Source organism: Oceanibium sediminis (genome assembly GCF_003265325.1).
GTDB classification, from domain to species: domain Bacteria; phylum Pseudomonadota; class Alphaproteobacteria; order Rhodobacterales; family Rhodobacteraceae; genus Halovulum; species Halovulum sediminis.
The window spans coordinates 246,593-266,180 of sequence record NZ_QGNX01000004.1 but is presented as its reverse complement, the minus strand read 5'-3'; the positions used below and the strand labels follow the sequence as shown (position 1 = coordinate 266,180).

The following is a 19,588-nucleotide window of genomic DNA, read 5'->3' as shown; positions in this document are numbered from 1 at the left end:
TGTTTCCTGATCCGGACCTGGGAATCCGATTCATTGAATGTGTTACCGCTTCATTTTGACAGAGAAAGGGCAACCTGGCCGGAAAGACCAAATTTCTTCAAGTTGTTTGAAGGGAAGGATTATTTTTTCAGGCGGTGGTGACATTAAGGCAAATTTTGGCCCCGCTCGGGCACCGGCTGCCCGTGGCTGAGGGGTTGAAGGTGCAACCAGCCGTTGTCGAACAGCTGTTTTACTTGCGAATGTTTCGCCAGCACCGCCTCGATCGCCTCTTGCGGGGCCTCGATCATGACCGAAAGGCGCAGCGGCTGGTGCACCAGCGTTTCGCCGTCATGCACAGCCTGCCACGGCAGGCCGGGGCGCAGGCGGCCGCCGTTGCCCTGCACCACGCCGATGCCACCCACCACGTTGTGGATCAGCTTGTTGCCGCCGCCGAAGACCTCAGGCGCGACGGAGGAGCCGTAGTATTGCAGGCTGATCCAACTGGCGACGACGACGGGTGCGGTCAGGATCATCTCCAGCGTGGCGAAATCCTTGTCTTCCCGCCAATCGTAGCTGTGCAGGAAGACCCGCCCGCCAAGGTCTGTCCCCGCTGTCAGCGCGCGCGGGGCGGCGATGAAGGCCGCGCACCCCGCGAGGCCCCATTCCGGGCGCACCTCCGCCCAGTTCCCTGCACGGCACTCCACGCCCGCCGCGCGCGCCCCGGGCAAGCGCAGCGCCCGCTCGCCCCGCGCCAGCGCCCCGGCCCGGGCCAGCCAGTTGCGGACCTCTGCCAGGTCCATGGCGTGGCTGTCCCCGGCATCGTCGCCGTAAAGCGTCACCGCGTCGGTGGTCGTGTCGTGTAGGCCCGCGACGAACAACGTGTCCGCCGGGATCTCGATCCCGCGCGCTGCCAGAGCCTTGCGGGTCTGGGCGTCGTTCAGAAGATCCGCGAGGATGCGGGCCGAAACCTCGCCCGTGTGACCGCCGCAGGCCCCGCAATGATAGGCGCTTTCGTGCGGATTGTTGGTCACCTGCGCGCCGTGGCCGAGCAGCAGCACGAGCCGCGCGAACCCCTTGGTCAGGCCCATCGCCGTCAGCACTGCCGCCGCGGTGTTGGCCCGCGCCCCGGCGCTGAGTTTATCGACCAGCTTCGGGCGTGGCGGCTTCGACTTCGTGCCGCCCCTGTGCCCGAGCGCATCCTTGACCAATTTTACCCCATAGAAGATGCCCGCCGCCTCGACAAAGGCAAAGGAGGAGACGGCCGCCTGCCGGAAACGCCCCCAGGCGCGCGTGGCCCGCGCGGCGATCCGCGCGTCCTGCTCGGCGGGTTCCGGTGCGTGGCTGCACACGGTCAGGCCGGGGGTCAGAAGCACCGGCAGATGCGCGTCCTCTACATCCGTGCCATGGGCCTGATGCACCAGCGGCAGGCCGAAGAACCCGGCGAAGCCGATGGTTTCGATCCCGGGATCCTGGCTTTCAAAGGCGCGGCGGAACACTTCCGAGCGCACGTCGATGCAGAAGGCGGCCTGCACGGCAGGCCGCTTCGCCGAAGACGTGGCCGCGCCGCGCAGGGCGCCCAGCAGGTGCCGGCGCTGCGCGCGCTCGGCGGCGTCCTGCAGGATGGCGTCGATCACCTGGTCCGGGTCCGGCGTCACCGGCGCTTCATGGGCCGCCACGGTCGCGGCCCAGGCATCGGCGATGGCGGGGGCGTGGTCCAGCAGCGCCTCTTCCCAGAGCAGGCGGATCGCCAGCAACCCGGCCAGTGAGGTGTCGGTCTTTCCGGAAAGCTCCGCCTGCCACAGAAGCCAGCGGGCGTGTTGCGCCCAGCCGCCAAGATCGATCAGCAGGCGATGAATGACGGTTTCGGCCGACGCCTCGGTAAGGCCAAGCCGCCCGGCCGCGCGCAGGATCGCACGCTCAGGGGTGTCGGGTGCCGCCTCCACGTGGCTGCAAAAGCCGCGCAGCCCGGCGATTTCAGGGGTCAGGTCCCGGCTCGCCCAGGCGCGCCAGGCGGTATAGGCGGATCGCCCCGGCGCGGGCGACCACAGGGCCTGCCCCCGGTCGTAGTGACCCGCCGCCCAGAGGCCGACGGTCTTTTCTATCAGCGCGGGCCAGTCGGTGCCGCTGTCCTGCCGCGCAAGGTCCGCGACCGTGGGCAAGGCCCGGGGCGCCGGGCTTTCGCAGAACGCCTTGGCTTTCAGCAGCGCCAGGTCTCTCGGCTTCAGGGGCGAGGGCGACGCGATCAGCGCACCCGCGAGGTCCGCGTCGGTGATCTCTCCGGCGGTGATCGCTGCGGTGTAGTCCGCGCGATCCCGCGTCAGCGCAATGCCCGCGACCCGCGCCATGCGGGCCGAGGCGGTGGCGAGGTCTTCGCCCGCCTGGCCAAGGAACGGGTTCACCGCGACCGTCGCCTCAAGCGGAAAGGCAGGGGGAATGGCGCGCGCGGCTGTCTCGGCGGCGTGCATCAGCAAGGACACCCGGCTCGGGGCGATTTCCGACTGTGGGATGAACATGGTCTTCCTGCTCCGATCAGTTGGTTTTCGCGGCCCGGAACCCGCCGATCAGGCGGTCAAGCAGCGCGTTGAGGTAAAGCCCGTTGGCAAGGTGAACCCTGAGCCCCGCGGCGGCGGGATGATGCGCCCAGAGCGGAAACAGCGCCTGTGCGACGGCGACGAACCCGAAGGAGCAGATCGCCAGCACGATCAGCGCCCATTCCAGCGGCCCCGCCGCCGGTGTCGCGGGCAGCCCCGGCCCCCAGAGCGCGCCTGCGCCCAGCTGGAACGAGAAATAGGCCACCGCCACGGCGAGCGATGCCCGCCCCGTGCGCCGGGTCAGCGCCGCGGGGGCCGCATCCGCCAGCCCCTGCGCGACCAGGTAGGCCACGCCGAAGATCAGGATTGCACCGAGCGCCAGTGCTTGGGGGGATTTCGGCCCGGCGGCAAAGGCGAACACCGCCGCCACCGCACCATAGAGCACCAGCGCCAGGGCGAAGGACCGGGCCACCGCCCCAAGCCCCGGCACCGCGACCGGACCGGGCCGGCGGATCGACGCGACCGCCGCCACCGCCCCGCCCGAGGACAGGAACGCATGCGCCTTGTAAAGCGAGTGGGCCACGATATGCAGCAGCGCCAGCGCCCAGAGCCCCAGCCCGCATTGCAGCAGCATGAAGCCCATCTGCGCGACGGTGGACCAGGCCAGCGCCGTCTTGATCGCGCTTTGCGTCAGCATCACCACCGCGCCGAACAGCGCCGTCAGCCCGCCCAGCATGACCAGCGCGGCCATCGCCCCCGGGCTTTGCTGCACAAGGTCCGAAAAGCGGATCAGAAGCACCCCGCCGGCATTGATGATCCCGGCGTGCAACAGGGCGGAGACGGGCGTCGGCGCCTCCATCACCTCGGTCAGCCAGCCGTGCAGCGGGAAGGCGGCGGCCTTGATCGTGGCGGCAAGCACCATCAGCGCCACGGCGATCTGCCCGCTCGGCGGCAGGCCCGCGCCTGCCAGTTCGCTCAACTCGTCCACGCCGGCGGTTCCGAAAGCAACCCAAAGCAGCGCCGCCGCCATGGCCAGCGCAAGGTCGCCGCCATGCCAGACCAGCGCGAACTTGGTCGCCGCGCGCCGCGCCGCGGCCCGGTCGCCGTAGAACAGCAGCAACCGGCGCAGGCCCGCGCCGACCGCGATGAAGGCCAGCAGCAGGACGACAAGGCTGCCCGCCTGCACCAGCACCAGAACCGCCGCCAGCGTCGCCAGCATCAAGCCGTGATAGGCGCCCTCGCGCGCCTCTCCGTCGAGGTAGGTCCGCGAGTAGCGCATCACGATCCAGCCGATGAAGGACACGAGCAACGTCATCGTCGCGCTGACCGCATCAAGGCGCAGCGCCAGCAGAAACCCGCCGTCGAGCAGCGCCGCCTCGGCCGGGCCATTCAGCGCCACCTGTATCGCCCCACCGAGCGCGAGCAGAAGCGCGCCGAACGCCGCCCCTTCGCTGAGGCGCGGCAAGAGGCCGGGCCGCCGTCCGGGGTGGCGGATCGCCAGTACGGCGATTGCGAGCAAAACCAGCGGGGCGAGAAAGGACAAGGGCAGGGTGGGGGACATGCTAGGCTCCGGTTCACTCTGTGGTTCAGTCTGGGTTGCGGGGGTACCTAGGGGTTTACATCCTTCAGGAAAATTACATATTTGCGTCCGAAACGTTCTGTTTGATGGAAGTATGGTGACGCTCAACCTTCACCACCTGCGGCTTTTCCATGCGGTCGCGCGCGATGGCACCCTGACCGGCGCGGCGCGGGGGCTGAACCTGTCGCAATCCGCCGTCTCCACCCAGATCAAGGCGCTCGAGGCGTCGCTCGGCCAGCCGCTGTTCGAGCGGCGGGGCCGCAACCTGGTCCTGACGGAGGCGGGGCGGATCGCGCTGGACCATGCAGAGGCGATCTTTCGCACCTCGGAGGACCTGGCCGCGACCTTGCGCGAAACCCGCGGCACGCGGCGTGCCTTGCGGGTCGGGGCGCTTGCCACGCTGTCGCGCAACTTCCAGATCGCCTTCCTGCGCCCGCTTCTGGGGCGCGAGGAGGTGGAGGTGGTGCTGCGCTCAGGCGCGCAGGCGGATCTTCTGCGTGGGCTGGACGCGCTGTCGCTGGACGTCGTGCTGACGAACCTGGTTCCGGCCCGTGATGCCGCCAGCCCTTACCTGGTGCAGCGCCTCTCCGAGCAGTCCGTCAGCCTGATCGGCACCCCCGCGCGGGCCGGGCCGGCCAGCCTGGCCGAGCATCTGAGCCGCGCGCCGCTGATCCTGCCGACCCCGGAATCCGCGCTGCGGGCGGGGTTCGATGCGCTGATCGAACGCCTCGGCATCGTGCCAACCATAGCGGCGGAGGCGGACGACATGGCGATGATGCGCTTGCTCGCGCGCGAGGATGCGGGACTGGCGGTCATCCCGCCCATCGTGGTTAAGGACGAGCTTGCATCGGGCACGCTGGTCGAGGTGGCGCGCCTTGACGACATCCGCGAAGTGTTCTGCGCGGTGACCTTGCAGCGCCGCTATCCGAACCCGCTGCTCGGGACGTTGTTCAAGGCGCATGGCGCGTCCCGTGACGCTGCGGCGGCGGGGTCACCCGCCGGCGCGCAGCTATGAAACCAGTATTTCGCAGGGCAGCCCGGATGCGGGCATGTCGCTGGTCCCGATCCCCTGTCGGGCGTCAGCTCAGGTACCGGTGAAGCGCGGTGCGCGTTTCTCGGCAAAGGCGGCCTGGCCTTCCTGGTAATCGTCGCTTTCACAGCAAGCCTCGACCAGGCGCGCGGCGGCGGCGAAAGTCTCGGGGTCGCGGGATGTGCCGCAGGCCTTCAGTGCTTCCTTGATCGCGCGGATGGTCAGCGGCGCGTTCGCGGCGATCCGTGCGGCGGTGTCGTCGCAGTGCGCGTCCAACGCCCCGGGCAAGACGACCTGGTTGACCAGCCCGGTGCGCAGCGCTTCTTCCGCGTCCATCTGGCGGGCGGTGAACAAAAGGTCCGCCGTCACCGAGGGGCCGAGCAGGCGATAGAGCGCGGCGACGCTTTCGGGCACGTAGCCGAGGCCCAGTTTCGCTGGCGTCACCGCAAAGCGGGCATCCGTTGCCGCGACCCGCAGGTCGCAGCGCACCGCGATGCCAAGCCCGCCGCCCACGCAATGGCCCCGGATCCGCGCAAGCGTCGGGATGGGAAGGGCGGACAAGCCGTCCTCGGCACGGGCGACCTCGGCGTCGTACCGCTCCACCGCCGCCGCGCCCGAGCGCACCGCGCCGAATTCCGAGATATCCGCGCCCGAAACGAAGGCCCGCTCGCCCGCGCCGGAAAGCAGCACGACGCGGATGTCGCCGGGCGTGGCAAGGGCCGCGCAGATGTCGCCAAGGGCCGACCACATGCCAAGCCGCATGGCGTTGAGCCGACCGGGGTTGTTGAAGGTGATCCGCGCCACGGGCCCGGCCACGTCAAGGACCAGGCGGCCATCGTCGAAGGTTTGTGATTCAGGTGTCATTGCGCGCCACCGCCGTCGGGTCCGTTCCCGCCCGCCCGGCGGTTGCAGGCTGCCGAAGTGCCTGATTGATGGGAAAGGGGAAGGGTCATGCTCAATTCCAGGGCGTCTGCGGATAAGGGCGTCGCGCCCCCTATATCGCCGAACTGTCGCGCTTGGCGAGTGCCCTGCGCCATAGCCGCCGTTACGCGCCGCCGATGTGACCAGCGCGTAGGCGGGCGACCATCGATCTGCGCCCGGAACGCAAAAGGCCCGGGGGACCAGCGCCAAGCGGGCTTGAAAACAAGGCGCCGTGCGGCCCGGCACGGGGGGCGCGGCGATGCCGGGCAAGGCTGCAACGGACCGTAAGAACCTGATTATCCATAAAACCATCCTTGCCTATCCCGCCCACCCATGCTGGATATGGCGCAAAGACGGAGGTCCCCGAGCATGACAGCCACCCTATCGGCGGGCGATGAGCCTGCCCCGGCAACGCGGTCCCGTTGGCTGGTTCTGGCCGGGCTGTGGCTGGTCTATTTCAGCTTCGGGCTGACCGTTGCCTCCATGGCGCCGCTGGTGGGCCCGATCAGCGCCGAACTCCAGATGTCGAACGGGCGCATGGGGGCCATCTTCGGGGCGTGGCCGCTTACCTATATCATCGCGGCGATCCCCTGCGGCATGCTGCTCGACCGGCTTGGCGCGCGGCGGATGCTGTTCCTCGCGGCGCTGATAATGGCCGCCTCATCGGTCGCGCGGGGCTTTGCACAGTCGCCGACGCACCTGCTGCTGGCGGTGGCGCTGTTCGGGATCGGCGGGCCGATGATCTCGGTCGGGGCGCCGACGCTGGTGGCGCGGCTGTTCCAGGGCAAGGACCGGGGCACGGCGATGGGTATCTACATCACCGGCCCCTACCTTGGCGGGCTGATCGCGCTGGCGCTGACAAACAGTGTCTCGCTGCCGCTGGCCGGCGGGGACTGGCGCGGCGTGATGTTCCTCAACGGCGGGTTCGTGGCGCTGAGCGGCCTTGTCTGGCTGGTCATCGCGTCCGGCCTTGCCCCGCGCCGACAGCAGGGCGACGCCCCGGCGAAGAAGTTCAACCTGTCCGCCTTCGGCGAGATCCTGCGCCTGCGCGAGGTGCGGCTCATTCTTCTGATGAGCGTCTGCATCTTCTTTATCAATCACGCCCTGAACAACTGGCTGCCCGAGATCCTGCGCGCCAAGGGCTTCACGCCGGTCGATGCGGGCTACTGGGCGGCGATCCCGTCTTCGGTCGGCATCCTGAGCGGGCTGCTGATCCCCCGCCTTGCAACGCCCGAGCGGCGGCTGCCGGTGATGATCTTGCTCTTCGCGGCGGCGATGCTGGCGACTGTGCTGCTGCAATTCCAGGCCGGAGCCCTGCTGGCGCCGGGGCTGGTGCTGCAAGGGCTTGCGCGGGGGGCGATGATGACTGTCGCGGTTCTCGTCCTGATGGAGACGCCGAACCTGCCGCAGAAAAGCCTTGGCCTGGCGGGGGGGCTGTTCTTCACCACGGCCGAGATCGGCGGCGTCCTCGGTCCAGTCGTCTTCGGCGTCCTGTCGGACCTCAGCGGCGGTTTCACGCTGTCCCTGTGCGCGCTGACAGTGGTGTGCGCCGGCCTGTTCGGCCTGCTCTGGCGCTATGCCCGCGCGCGGGCCGAGGCGGCCGGCGGGCAGGGGCCGCAATGAGCAAATACGACACGCTTTCGGGGCATCTGCTTTTGCGCGCTTTACCGGCGCGGCGTCGGTTTGGTACTGTTGCGCAACGCCGATCAGGCGCGCCCTGACCCGCATGGGGCGGGCACGCCGGACCGCAATCAGATCAGTTCGCCTTTATCGCTAGAGCGGCGGACTGAGGGCCGGCACCCTGCGTTTCGCAACGGCGCAGGGTGTCGTGCTCCGATCCATTATACTCGACCCCGGACATCGCCACATCGCCCGCCAGCGCCGAGTATTGCACCGGGACTCCCTGACCCGCGCTATTCGGCTGGAGTTGCGCAGCCCCTTGGCGCAAGATCCGTCCAAAAAACGGGGAGGGAGTCGCATGGGCGATCAGGTGGTCATCATAGGCGCGGGCATTGTCGGGGTCGCAACGGGGATCTGGCTGCGCCGCTTCGACGTGCCAGTGACGATCCTCGATCGTGGATTGCCCGGGCAGGGCACCTCTTTCGGCAACGCGGGCGTGCTTGCGGCCTGCGCGATGGTGCCGGTGACGACGCCGGGGCTGCTGCGAAAGGCGCCGGGCATGGTGGTCAACCCGGACTTCCCGCTGTTCCTGCGCTGGGGCTACCTGCCCAGGCTTCTGCCGTGGCTGATGAAATACATGTCCCACGCCAATGACGCGGAAACGCGCCGGATCGCCGCCGCGCTGACGCCCATCGTCTCCGACAGCGTCGCGCAGCATCACGCCCTTGCCGACGGCACCCGCGCCGCCCCTTGGGTGCAGGACAGCGACTACAGCTTCGCCTATACCAGCCGCGCCGCCTTCGAGGCGGAGCACTACACATGGGCCCTGCGAGAGGAGGCGGGCTTCGTGCCGACCTTGCGCGACGGCGCCGAGATGCGCGCCTACGAACCGGCCCTCGGCCCCGAAATCCGGTTCCTCGCCACGATGTCCGACCACGGCTACATCCGCGATCCCGGCGGCTATGTCGCGGCGCTGGCGCAGGAATTCCTCAGCCTCGGCGGTGTCATTCGCCAGACCGAGGTGCAGGACGTGGAGTTCAGCGACACCCGTGTCAGCGCCGTCCTGACCGGCGACGGGCGGATTGCCTGCGACAGGCTGGTCATCGCGACCGGGGTCTGGTCCACGCCGCTGATGAAGAAGCTCGGCATTAGGGTGCCGCTGGAATCCGAGCGCGGCTATCACATCGTCTTCGAGCGGGCGAGCGGCGGGCCGCACAGCCCGGTCATGGTCGCGCACGGCAAATTCGCGGCCACGCCGATGGACGCGGGGTTGCGCTGCGCCGGAGTGCTGGAATTCGGCGGCCTGGACGCCGGGCCCAGCCGGGCCCCCTTCGAGTTGTTGCGCCGACACGTGCTGCAGACCTTCCCCGACCTTCAGTTCCAGGAAGAGGTGGAATGGATGGGCCACCGCCCGTCGCCCTCCGACAGCCTGCCGCTGATAGGGGAGATCGGCCAGACCGGCGCCTTCGCCGCCTTCGGGCACCAGCACATCGGATTGACCGCGGGGCCGAAGACCGGGCGCCTCGTGGCCGGGCTGGTTGCGGGGCGACCCGCGAACCTCGACCTGAGGGCCTATGCCCCGGGGCGTTTCGCATGACGTCCCGCGGTGGGAGCGATTGTTCGCGAGTTGTTCGGAACATGCGGTTTGTCACCGGTTTGTTTCCATATCGTGACTACCACAAGGCCATCGAAGCGCTATTCTAACCACAGGGCCGGGAAAGGATTGAAACCATGCGCAAGATACAGACCCAAGGACTGCACCACGTCACCCTGATGGGGGCCGACAGACAGACCACCATCGACTTCTGGGAGGGGCTGCTCGGCATGCCCTTCATCTTCGATCAGCCCAACCTCGACCGGGCGTCGGAAAGCCATCTCTACTTCGATCCCGGCGACGGGCGGCTGATCACCGTTTTCTGCGACGAGGATCGCAATGCCGATCCGACGCGAACCTCCACCGACGTGGGCTGCGTGCATCATATCGCCTTCAACGTCAGCCAGGCCACGTCCAAGCAGGTCGCCGAACGGCTGGACGAGCGCGGGATCAAGCACAGCGGCCACAAGGACCGCGGCTTCATGGACAGCTTCTATTTCAACGACCCGCTGGGCCTGACGATCGAGCTTGCCTCCTACCGGTTCGAGCCGCCATGGGGCTATACCCACGCCGACGTCCTGCTTGAGGCGCACAAGCTGCGCGTCGCACGCGAGGACTACAATATCCAGGAAACGCACCTCGCCGACGCGATCGAGATCCTCGCCACGCGCAACCGCGGCAGTTTGTCCGACGACCGCGGGCCGAAGAACCCTTACTAAGGGCCACCACACGCGACTCGCACGGGTCGCGTGGCGTCTTGCGGCGCTTTGGCCGGGCGGGGCCCACACTGCCCGGCCACAAATCCCCCCTTTTACCGTGCGCCCCGCGCTGCTTGGGCAGAACCGGCTTACCGCCGACGCGCGGCAGTTTTGCCTGATCCCGGCTTCACGGGGGCGTGACAGCCCACGAGTCATCGGCTAAACGCGGGTCGGGGAAAGCGGCCCCTTAGCTCAACTGGATAGAGCAGCTGACTTCTAATCAGCAGGTTTGGGGTTCGAGTCCTCAAGGGGTCGCCAATACCGGGATTTCCGCAATTATTTCGTGAGCGGGTGGACCCATACTTGCGCCTTGGGTCCACATTGCAGTTTGAAGCCCGTCCATAGGCCCATGCGCTATACGCCGGTGTTCAGCGCCTGCGGTCTATGAACAATATCTACCGGGGATCAATAATCACAGCGGCAGATCGGGACGTTCACGTTTGCTACGAACGCGGACGGAGGAGGTCGATTTGCTGGATGGCTCATCATTTCTCAATCTTGCGATCTTCCGCTGCCTTGAGGTCCAATCCGGACGGCCCGGGTCAGGAGAGTCGATGCTGCATTTCTACGAAGGGAGCCGCCGGAGCCACTTGGCGGTCCTCTATGGAAGGGCGCGCGCTATTGGCGCTTGCTGGGCCCACTAAAACCGGCTCGCTGATGACTTGCTCTAATGAATACCGTCTGCACGTATCCCTTGGTCTGCCGCCACCGGGTTTGGTCAGCGTCAAGTCGCGTCAGAACCTGAAAGCTGCCGTTTGTAGTGAAGCCAATGCAATAGCTTAGTCAGGTAAAAAAAGACTTAACACCCAGATATAACTCGTTGTTCCTAAGAGAGTAATTTGGAAGAAAGGCGAAAGATTTATGTTTCGGAAGCTTGCTTCTGTGTTCGAGTCCATTCTTAGCGCGGCACAAATCACGCGGCGCATGTCGTTCGTCGTGGCGACACTGCCACCACTTCTATTTGCGGGCAGCATCGTCGCTTCGGGCGCGGTGCAGGCTCAGGGGATTGGGGGCACTTCCAGTGGCTCACTCGAAGATCAGCGCGCATGGCCTATTGAGTGCTACAGCGAATGGGTGAGGGTCGATGACTATAAAAAGGCGCGTGATACAATCCCAATCCGCAATGATTGTGGGTCCGAAGCGGCGGGATTTGATCTCGTGGCCGAGTATGGCCGCTTGAGTTTTGAAAACTACCGGATCGCAAATATTACGACGGGCGACGGTCGGCGTATCCCGTTCGAGGATCCGGATACCGGGAACTTTTGGGAAAGCGTGTGCCCGGAGTTTGACAAACAGGCCAGGCCCGATCCCAATTTCGTACGCCCCGGTTCTCAGAGTCTTACCTGTGAAATCTTTGCGCAGTTCCGCGCGGATGGCGCGGATGGCGAGGAAAGATACTATGTGCTCACAGGAAAAATCCGCACCACTTTCATTTCGCAATACGCGGTTCAGTATTCCGCGTACGGCAGTGTGATCGAGATTGACGCTACCGTGAGTGGTCCGCCTGACCTGACAGCCCTCAACGTCAGGCGCTTCATGCGGCAGCGTGCCGATACCCTGCTGTCGAGCCAGCCGGACCTGACCGGGCTGTTGCGGGGCGACAGGCAATCCCATTCCCGGCTCGACTACGCCAACGGTGTCGGCTCCCTCGATCTGAGTGTTGCCGCGGGCGGGTCCTTCTGGGCCGATCTGACGGCGGCCTGGTCCACGCGGGACGGGTCCGACCTGTCCTATTCCTTCGGGGCGTTGGGGGCGCACATGGCGCTTGGCGATCGGACGCTGCTGGGCCTGATGCTCCAGCTCGACCATGCGCGCCTCGACGATCTCTATGCAGATATCGAAGGGCAGGGGTGGCTGGCTGGTCCCTACATCGTCTACCGCCCCCCTCAGACCTCGCTGTTTTTCGAGGGGCGCCTTCTTTACGGGGGAAGCGAAAACGATGTCCGCATGGACGGGACCGGTGACGCGTCTTTCGAGACAGAGCGTTGGTTGGCAAAGGTCAAGGTCTCGGGGGAGGTTCAGAAAGGCCGCACGACCTGGATGCCCTACCTCGAAGCCGCTTATACCGAGGATTACCAGGATGGTTTCGTTTCTACGCTCGGGAACAACGTCCCGGCCCAGACCATCTCAACGGCAGAGATGACGCTTGGCCTGACCTTCGAGCATGACCTGGATGAACGCAACGCGATTACCGGGGAGGTGGACTGGATCGGCAGCCGCGAGCGTGTTGTTTCCCGGGAGGAGCTGCTGAACCAAGACATCTTGGCGCATCGGGGCCGCCTGAGCGCCGGTTGGATCCACCGCAACCCGGCCGGGTACAGTATCGAGCTGTCCGGCTACCTGGATGGCATCGGGCGCAGCGATTACGAGGCGAAAGGCGCTTCGGTTCAGTTCGGCTACAGATTTTGAGTCATCCGAAGGCCCCTCGATAGCACCCGTCGCGAGGGGCCTTGGCGCACGCAAGCGATCCGGATCGCGGGCGGCGCGGCCGTGGCCCGTCCGGCGGCGGGGTCAGTCACCAGCCATGGAAACCGCCCCGCACGCCTTCGGCGGGGGTCACTCTGACTGAAGGAACGCCCTTGCCGCGTTCGCCGTCACTTGCGGAATCTCTTCCATCGGGGCGTGACCCGCGCCGTCGAAAAGCAGCACCTCGGAGTCGGGGATGTCGCGATCGAACCTCTCGGCGTACTTGGGCAGGATCCAGCGATCCTCGGTCCCCCACATGATCAGCGTCGGCGCTTCGATTTCACCGATCCTCGGCAGCAGGTCATCGCGAGAGGGTTGCGACAGTCGCACCCGCGTCGCTTCCCGATTTCCTTCCCTCAGCATGAGGTCGTGGTAAAGCGTGACCTGCTCCGCCCCCAGCTTTCCCGGGTCCCCGTAGACGGTTTCAAGGCTGGCGCTGACGGAGGACCTTGGCGTCACGCGGGTCAGCACATGGCCGAGGACGGGCGTCGCGTAGGCCTTGAAGATCGCGGGCATGGGTTCCTCGCTGGGATAGCCGCGGCTGTTCAGCAGGATGAGCTTCTCGACCTTTTCGGGGTGAAGGATGGCGTAGTTCCACGCCACTGCGCCGCCCATGGAGTTGCCCGCGATGGCGAAGCTTTCCAGCCCGAGTCGGGCCATCAGCGTATCGACGATCCCGGCCATGCTGATCCAGTCATAGCGCCCCGCCGCATCGGGCCCGGTCAGCCCATGCCCCGGAAGGTCGAGGGAGATGACGCGGAAGTCCCCTTCAAGCGCTTTCACCCATCCCTCCCAGGTATGCAGCGAGGCGTTCGATCCGTGGATCAGCACGAGCGGATCGCCCTGGCCCTGGTCCCGGTAGTGGACGCGCAGCCCGTCAATCTCCATGAATTGGGAGGCGTCGTTGGTGTATTTCGCTTCAAGCGTGGTGGCTGGCAGGCTTGGCGTGTAAAGCACCGCGCCAGCGCCGATGACGGCAAGGGAAGCGGTAAGGAGGAGCAGGTTTCTGAGTCTCATTCTGATCGTCTTCTGTTGATCGCAGGTGGTCGGACTGCCCGCGCAGGGGCGCTGTTGGGTCTGTCTTTTGCGTGGCTTCGCGTTTCGCCGGAAATCTAGCGGAGTTCGCGCGGGCAGGACAAAGCCAGCTATTGGATTTCATAATTCAGCTGAGTTGCATAATGGCGCGCCGACGGTGGACCCGGATCATGGGCGGGCAGGGCGCGGTTCGCGCCCCCCCCCCCGCCCTGCATCGCGGACGGCTTTACCGCCGGGCCGTCCGCTGACAGGCACTATGCCGGAAGCTATCGAACGGACCGTCCGGCGATCACTGCAGCAGTTGCTGGGCAGGCAATAGGACCGCCAACGTCACGAGGATTGCGCCAAGCACCCTGTTTATCCGGACCAGCCCTTCGGGGGAGCGCAGGAACCGCTCCACCTGGCTGCCGAAAACCGCCCAACTTCCGATGCCGAAAAAGCAGATGACGCCATAGAGCCCGACAAAGAAGTAAAGCACCGAGCGGCTTTGATCGAGCTGGAACAACCCCACCGCCGCGATGCAGGCGCCCCAGGCCTTCGGGTTCAGCCATTGCAGCGCGGCCCCCTGCCAGAACCTCGGAACCGGGCGCTCCGCCGCGCTCACCCCTCCGCCGGAGGTCAGAAGCTTGTAACCGAAGTAGAGGATCAGCAACGCCCCGAGGACGGTCGCCACGTCGATGATACGGCCAAAGCGCACAGACACCGCCGACAGCCCCAGGCCGATCATCAACAGCAGGGCCGTAAAGCCGATGGTCGCGCCGGTGACGAAGCCCAAGGCCTTTCGTGTGCCATGGTTCAGCCCGGTCGACAGGGTGATCACATTCACCGGACCGGGTGAAATGGACATGGTCAGCGCGAATAGCGCCATTGTCGCGGTTTGATCCATTCGGCTCTCCGTTGCTCTGGCCGGGGTAGCGAAACCTTGATGCGTGAAACAAGCGGGGCTATCTGATCTCATAATTCAACTGAGCTGCATAATGATCGAACATCTCAAGTCCATGGCCGTCTTTGCCGAGGTCGTCCGCGCCGGGCAGTTCCGGGCGGCGGCGGATCGGCTGAACATGACCCCGTCGGCGATCAGCTATCACATCCGTGTTCTCGAGGAGGCGGTCGGTGTGCCGCTGCTCTATCGCTCCACCCGGCGGTTCACGCTGACGACGGACGGCGCGGCCCTGTTCGACGCCTCCGAAAAGATGCTGGCGGCGGCCCGCGCCGGGTTTGCCGGGGTGCAGGGCGCGGCGGGCGCACTGTCCGGGCGGCTGAAGGTCACGCTGACGACGGCGCTTTCCCATTCCCGCGTGTCCGAGCTGATCGCGGCCTTCGCGGCGGAATGTCCGAAGGTCGACCTGCACCTGCACTATGACAACCGCGTCAGCGACCTGGTCGCCGAGACGATCGATGTCGCCGTGCGGATCGGTCGGCTCGATGACTCGAGCCTGATGTGCAAACACATCTGGGACATGCCGCGCACCCTTGTCGCGAGCCCCGCTTTCGTGACGCGGCACGGGCCCATCGAAACGCCGCAGGACCTGGGCCGCGTTCCCTGGATCAAGTTCGCCGGGATGGAGGCGCGGCGCGTGCTGCACGGGCCGGAGGGGGACGGGCTGACGGTGGAGCAGGCGGGCCATCTGACCGTGAACAGCATCGAGGCAATGGTCGACATGACCCGCCTTGGCGTTGGCATGTCCTCGCCGCCGACCCATTTCGTCGAAGGCCAGCTCAAGAGCGGGGCGTTGGTCGAATGCCTGCCCGCCTACCGCATGGCGACATTGCCGGTCTTTGCGATCTGGCACCGCACGACGGTGCCGAACCCGATCGCGCAAGCCTTTGTCGAGGTGCTGTCCCGAAAGGCCGCGTGACCTCACAGGGGCGTCAGTGCCCCGCCGGGTCATGGATCCCGCGCCTTGCGCGGCGCGGGATGACTTCGTTGCTGCCAGGCTGCGCCGAGCCCAGTCAGGCCGCGGAGTCGGCGGCGCTTTGCTGCGCGGCGAGGAAGTCCAGCACCAGCTTGCTGTATTCCTCGGGCTGCTCGGCGAAGGCGTAGTGGCCGGCTTTCTCGATCACGTGAAGTTCGCTGCTTGCGACCATGTCGTGCATCAGCTTCATGCCCTCGGCGGTGCAGGCGGGGTCTTCGCGACCGGCGATCATCAGCGTGGGCTTGGTCAGCTCGTTCAGCGCCGGGCGCCCGTCGTAGCTGCCGATGGCGCGGATCGAGGTGGCGAAGGTTTCCGTCTTCATGGACAGCACCACCTCGAACACCTTGTCCACCAGCGGCCCGGAGGCCCCCTTGGCCATCATGCTGGTGATCATCGGCGTCGCGTAGTCGCGCACGCTGATCCCGTTCTCGATCGGGGCGAGGCGGTCCTTCATGTATTGCTTCTGATCCTCGGGCGTGCGCGCGGCGAAACCGCGGGACCCGGCGGACAGAATCAGCCCGTGGATCAACGGCTCGCGGTTGGCGGCATAGGGGCCGATCAGCGCGCCCATGGAATGGCCGAGCAGCACGTTGAGCCCGGTGGCTTCCTTCTGCACCAGCGCGATCGCGGCTTCGGCAAAACGCTCGATGGTGGCCGGTTCGACAGCGGCCGAGGAGCCGTAGCCCGGGCAATCCCAGACGACGACGCGGTAGCCGGCGTCGGCGATCCGCGTGGCGAAATCCTCGAAGTAGCGGCCGTCGCCATAGGCGCCGTGCAGCGGGAAGAGGGTCGTGTCACCGGCGCCGAAGACGCGGTATTGGGGCAGGGCGGTCGTCATGTCAGTGTCCTTTCTCGTCGGTCAGGCTAGTGTCGATCCATTCGGACAGCGCCTTGGCCAGGGCTTCGGGTTGTTCGGCAGGCAGCATGTGTCCCGCCGTGGCGATGATCGTCTGCTCCGCGCCGAGGCGCTGAGCCATCTGCGTTTGCCGTTCGGTCGGGATCACCACGTCATGATCGCCGCTGATCACCAGCACCGGGCGGCCCGCCGCCTTAAGCAGTTCGGAGCGGTCGGGTCGGGCGGCGCAGGCGCGCATGTGGGCGGCGAAACGCTCGGGGCCGTAGTTTTCCAGGCCCGCGGCGCGTTCGGCCAGCAGGTCCGCGCGCCCGGCATTGTCCGGGTGGTAGGCCCTGGCGGAGGCGGCGGCGGCCAGTTCGGCGTATTCGCCCTGTTCGGCCCGTGCCGCCTTTTCCCGGCGGGTAGCGGCCACGGTTTCAGTATCCGCCCAGTCGTTGGAGTTCACCAGCACCACGCCGGCGATCCGTTCGGGCGCGGCGGCCAGCATGGCCAGCGCGACGTATCCGCCGAAGGAATGGCCGAGAACGACGAAACGCTCGGGGGCCCCGGCGAGCAGGGCATGCGCGATGCCGTCTATGTCGTCGATGGCGGGGCAGTCCGTGGTGATGACGCTGTGTCCGGCGGGCATGTGCCGGCGCAGGCCATCGAAGGTTGCGGCGGTGTTGTTGATGCCGGGGACGGCCAGAATTTCCATTGAGAGCCTCCAAGCGGTGATCTGATTGACGGTCCAGCGCCTACATTTTTCCGTTGCATATGTCAAAATATATATATTAAGGCGGAATCATGGAGATCGATCGTCAGGACATATCCTTCCCTTCCGAAGGGGATACGCTGCGCGGCTGGCTGTATGGCCCGCGCACGCCCTCGGGGCCTTGTCCCGCGATCGTCATGGCGCATGGATTTGGCGCGGTGAAGGAAATGTACCTCGACCGCTTTGCCGAGGTTTTTGCGGCGGCGGGCTTCGTTGTGCTGGTGTTCGACTATCGCCGCCTTGGCGCCAGCGACGGTGTGCCCCGGCAGGAAATCGACCCGATGGCGCAGGTCGAGGATTACCGCAACGCGATCACCTGGATCGCCGCGCGGGACGAGGTTGATCCGGCGCGTATCGGGGTGTGGGGAACCAGCTACAGCGGCGGGCATGTGCTCGTGCTCGCGGCCACGGATCCACGTGTGAAATGCGTTGTTTCCCAGGTTCCGACGATCAGCGGCAACGCGGTGACGCGGCGGCGGTTTACGCCGCAGGCCCTTGATGCATTGGTCGAAACGCAAGCGAAGGATCGCTTGGCGCGGATGCAGGGGGCTCTGCCGCAGACGCGCTTGCTGGTGTCGGATATTGCCGATGGGCGGGCGGTCTATACCGCGCCCGACGCGGTTGAGTGGTACGAAAGCGCGGCTGCGCGGGGCGGGGCTTGGCGCAACGAGGTGACCCTGCGCTCGCTGGAGTATTCCCGGGCTTACGAGCCTGGCGCATGGGTGTCCTTCATCGCTCCCACGCCGTTGCTGATGATCGTGGCGGACCGGGATTCCGTCACCCCCACGGACCTGGCCCTCGGGGCATACGAGCAGGCGCGTGAGCCCAAGTCCCTGGCGATGATTCCCGGCGGGCATTTCGCCGCCTACACCGCGGCTTTCGATGCTGCCTCAGCCGCTGCACGCGATTGGTTCGTCCGTTTTCTGCGTTGAAAACAGTATAAAATTTCGCCGCGTAATCTCATGCATATGTAATAATTGACATAAGTAATAACTTTGTCATACCTTCCCCCCAGATCACAACGTGTTGCTCAATGGGAGGAGCTCAGATGCTCGACATCCACGCCAAGCTGAACGTCACCGTTCCGGAAGATACCGACAATCCGTATCTCAGAGGGCTGTTCCGCCCGGTGGACACCGAGTACACCGCCGACACCGACAGCATGACCGTGATCGGCGAGATCCCGAGCGACCTGAACGGCATGTACGTGCGCAACAGCCACAACCAGATGCATGCGCCCATGGGCACCTACCACCCGTTCGACGGGGACGGCATGGTCCACGCCATCCGCTTCGAGAACGGCAAGGCCACCTATCGCAACCGCGTCATCAAGACCGTCGGCTACCTGGCCGAGCAGGCCCTGGGCGGCAAGTCGCTCTGGCCCGGCATGCTTGAGCCGCACAAGGCCGAGTATCGCGGCTGGGGCGCGATGGGTACGATGAAAGACAACGCCGGGGTCGACGTGATGGCCCATGCGGGCAAGCTGGTCGCCTCCATGTCGCAGTGCGGCGAACCCTATCACCTGGACATGGACACGCTGGAAACCAAGGGCGTGCATTCCTGGGGCAAGCTGCTCCAGCCCTTCGGCATCTGTTCGCACTTCAAGGTCGACAACTACACCGGCGAGATGATGTTCTTCAACTTCGGCGAGACCTATCCCTACATGCACTACGGCGTGGTCGGCCGCGACGGGCAACTGGCGCATTTCGAGCCGATCGAACTGCCCGGGCCGCGCTGGCCGCATGACATGGGGATCACCAAGAATTACACGATCCTGCACGATCTGCCCTATCACTTCGATCCCGAGCTGCTGAACAAGGGCGTGCGCAAGCTGACCTTCTTCAAGGACCAGCCCGCCCGCTTCGGCATCGTGCCGCGCTATGGCGACAACTCCACCATCCGCTGGTTCGAGGCGAAGCCGTGCTTCATCCTGCACCTGTCCAACTGCTACGAGCAGGGCGACGAGGTCATCATGGACGGCTGCATCCAGCGCCGCCCGGGCAAGCCGCAGGTCGGCGAGCAGGGCGAGGACGCGCACGAGCGCATCCGCAAGCACCTCGACAAGCACAACACCGGCACGCACATGTACCGCTGGCGCTTCAACCTCAAGACCGGCCAGACCACCGAGGAAACGCTGGACGACGAGGTCTCGGAATTCCCGGTCGTCGCGAACGACATCGTCGGCAAGCCCTACAAGTACAGCTTCAACACGCTGTTCAAGCCGGGTGATTGGCACATGGCGGGGGTCAAGAAATACGACCTGGCGAGCGGTGCCGACCAGCGCTACGAGTACGGCGAAAATCGTTTCGGCAGCGAGCCGGTGATCGCCCTGCGGCCCGGCGCGACCGAGGAAGACGACGGCTACCTGCTGACCTTCCTGACCGACATGAACGAAAACAAGTCGGAATGTCTTGTGCTGGATGCGCGCGATGTGGGCGCGGGCCCGATTGCCCGGATCATCCTGCCGACCCGCATCACCAACGGCACCCATGCCACCTGGGTCGAGGCGGACCGCCTCGAGGGCGAGCGTCAGCCCGCCTGAGCCCCGGCAC

Annotated in this window: 15 protein-coding genes and 1 tRNA gene; 9 read left to right on the top strand and 7 right to left on the bottom strand. The window is 66.0% G+C overall.

Annotated features, from left to right (window positions below; translation table 11 throughout):
• Positions 1 to 143 precede the first annotated feature (143 nt).
• Entirely contained in the window at positions 144 to 2,492 is a 2,349-nt protein-coding gene (locus DJ029_RS12430; RefSeq protein WP_112322789.1) for a YbcC family protein, read from the bottom strand.
• Positions 2,493 to 2,508: 16 nt separating this feature from the next.
• Complete coding sequence (locus DJ029_RS12425; RefSeq protein ID WP_112322788.1) at positions 2,509 to 4,071, bottom strand: proton-conducting transporter transmembrane domain-containing protein; 1,563 nt, start codon at positions 4,069 to 4,071, stop codon at positions 2,509 to 2,511.
• Positions 4,072 to 4,183: 112 nt separating this feature from the next.
• Here DJ029_RS12425 and DJ029_RS12420 point away from each other — a divergent pair, with 112 nt between their 5' ends.
• Positions 4,184 to 5,104 (top strand): LysR family transcriptional regulator, encoded by a 921-nt coding sequence (locus DJ029_RS12420; protein WP_112322787.1) that lies wholly within the window; start codon positions 4,184 to 4,186, stop codon positions 5,102 to 5,104.
• A 69-nt stretch (positions 5,105 to 5,173) separates the two neighbouring features.
• Here the strand turns inward: DJ029_RS12420 and DJ029_RS12415 are convergent, their stop codons facing one another.
• Positions 5,174 to 5,983, bottom strand: a complete 810-nt coding sequence (locus DJ029_RS12415; RefSeq protein WP_112322786.1) for an enoyl-CoA hydratase — start codon at positions 5,981 to 5,983, stop codon at positions 5,174 to 5,176.
• A 426-nt stretch (positions 5,984 to 6,409) separates the two neighbouring features.
• Here DJ029_RS12415 and DJ029_RS12410 point away from each other — a divergent pair, with 426 nt between their 5' ends.
• The 5 genes from DJ029_RS12410 (at position 6,410) to DJ029_RS12390 (ending at position 12,421) form a co-directional block, all read left to right on the top strand.
• Positions 6,410 to 7,663 carry an MFS transporter gene (locus tag DJ029_RS12410; protein ID WP_157966359.1) on the top strand — a complete coding sequence of 418 codons (1,254 nt, stop codon included), beginning with the start codon at positions 6,410 to 6,412 and terminating at the stop codon, positions 7,661 to 7,663.
• A 355-nt stretch (positions 7,664 to 8,018) separates the two neighbouring features.
• Positions 8,019 to 9,257, top strand: coding sequence for an NAD(P)/FAD-dependent oxidoreductase (locus DJ029_RS12405; RefSeq protein ID WP_112322784.1), 1,239 nt, complete (start codon positions 8,019 to 8,021; stop codon positions 9,255 to 9,257).
• A 134-nt stretch (positions 9,258 to 9,391) separates the two neighbouring features.
• Positions 9,392 to 9,973, top strand: coding sequence for a VOC family protein (locus tag DJ029_RS12400; protein ID WP_112322783.1), 582 nt, complete (start codon positions 9,392 to 9,394; stop codon positions 9,971 to 9,973).
• A gap of 220 nt (positions 9,974 to 10,193) precedes the next feature.
• A tRNA-Arg gene (locus DJ029_RS12395) sits at positions 10,194 to 10,270 on the top strand.
• Between the two features lie 603 nt (positions 10,271 to 10,873).
• Positions 10,874 to 12,421 (top strand): autotransporter outer membrane beta-barrel domain-containing protein, encoded by a 1,548-nt coding sequence (locus tag DJ029_RS12390; RefSeq protein ID WP_112322782.1) that lies wholly within the window; start codon positions 10,874 to 10,876, stop codon positions 12,419 to 12,421.
• 147 nt (positions 12,422 to 12,568) lie between these two features.
• Here the strand turns inward: DJ029_RS12390 and DJ029_RS12385 are convergent, their stop codons facing one another.
• A complete protein-coding gene (locus tag DJ029_RS12385; RefSeq protein WP_112322781.1) occupies positions 12,569 to 13,495 on the bottom strand; it encodes an alpha/beta fold hydrolase in 927 nt (308 codons plus the stop codon).
• 307 nt (positions 13,496 to 13,802) lie between these two features.
• Positions 13,803 to 14,399, bottom strand: coding sequence for a LysE family translocator (locus DJ029_RS12380; protein WP_157966358.1), 597 nt, complete (start codon positions 14,397 to 14,399; stop codon positions 13,803 to 13,805).
• 91 nt (positions 14,400 to 14,490) lie between these two features.
• Here DJ029_RS12380 and DJ029_RS12375 point away from each other — a divergent pair, with 91 nt between their 5' ends.
• The gene (locus tag DJ029_RS12375; RefSeq protein ID WP_112322779.1) at positions 14,491 to 15,372 is read left to right on the top strand and encodes a LysR family transcriptional regulator; all 882 of its coding nucleotides are present in this window, start codon (positions 14,491 to 14,493) and stop codon (positions 15,370 to 15,372) included.
• 94 nt (positions 15,373 to 15,466) lie between these two features.
• Here the strand turns inward: DJ029_RS12375 and DJ029_RS12370 are convergent, their stop codons facing one another.
• Together DJ029_RS12370 and DJ029_RS12365 are read right to left on the bottom strand one after the other, a co-directional pair.
• On the bottom strand, positions 15,467 to 16,267 hold the full coding sequence (locus tag DJ029_RS12370) for an alpha/beta fold hydrolase (protein ID WP_112322778.1): 801 nt from the start codon (positions 16,265 to 16,267) through the stop codon (positions 15,467 to 15,469).
• A 1-nt stretch (position 16,268) separates the two neighbouring features.
• Complete coding sequence (locus DJ029_RS12365) at positions 16,269 to 16,979, bottom strand: alpha/beta fold hydrolase (protein ID WP_112322777.1); 711 nt, start codon at positions 16,977 to 16,979, stop codon at positions 16,269 to 16,271.
• Positions 16,980 to 17,068: 89 nt separating this feature from the next.
• Between DJ029_RS12365 and DJ029_RS12360 the strand changes: the two genes are divergently transcribed.
• The gene (locus tag DJ029_RS12360) at positions 17,069 to 17,968 is read left to right on the top strand and encodes an alpha/beta hydrolase (protein WP_112322776.1); all 900 of its coding nucleotides are present in this window, start codon (positions 17,069 to 17,071) and stop codon (positions 17,966 to 17,968) included.
• Between the two features lie 116 nt (positions 17,969 to 18,084).
• On the top strand, positions 18,085 to 19,578 hold the full coding sequence (locus tag DJ029_RS12355) for a carotenoid oxygenase family protein (protein ID WP_112322775.1): 1,494 nt from the start codon (positions 18,085 to 18,087) through the stop codon (positions 19,576 to 19,578).
• The last annotated feature ends 10 nt before the right edge of the window (positions 19,579 to 19,588 follow it).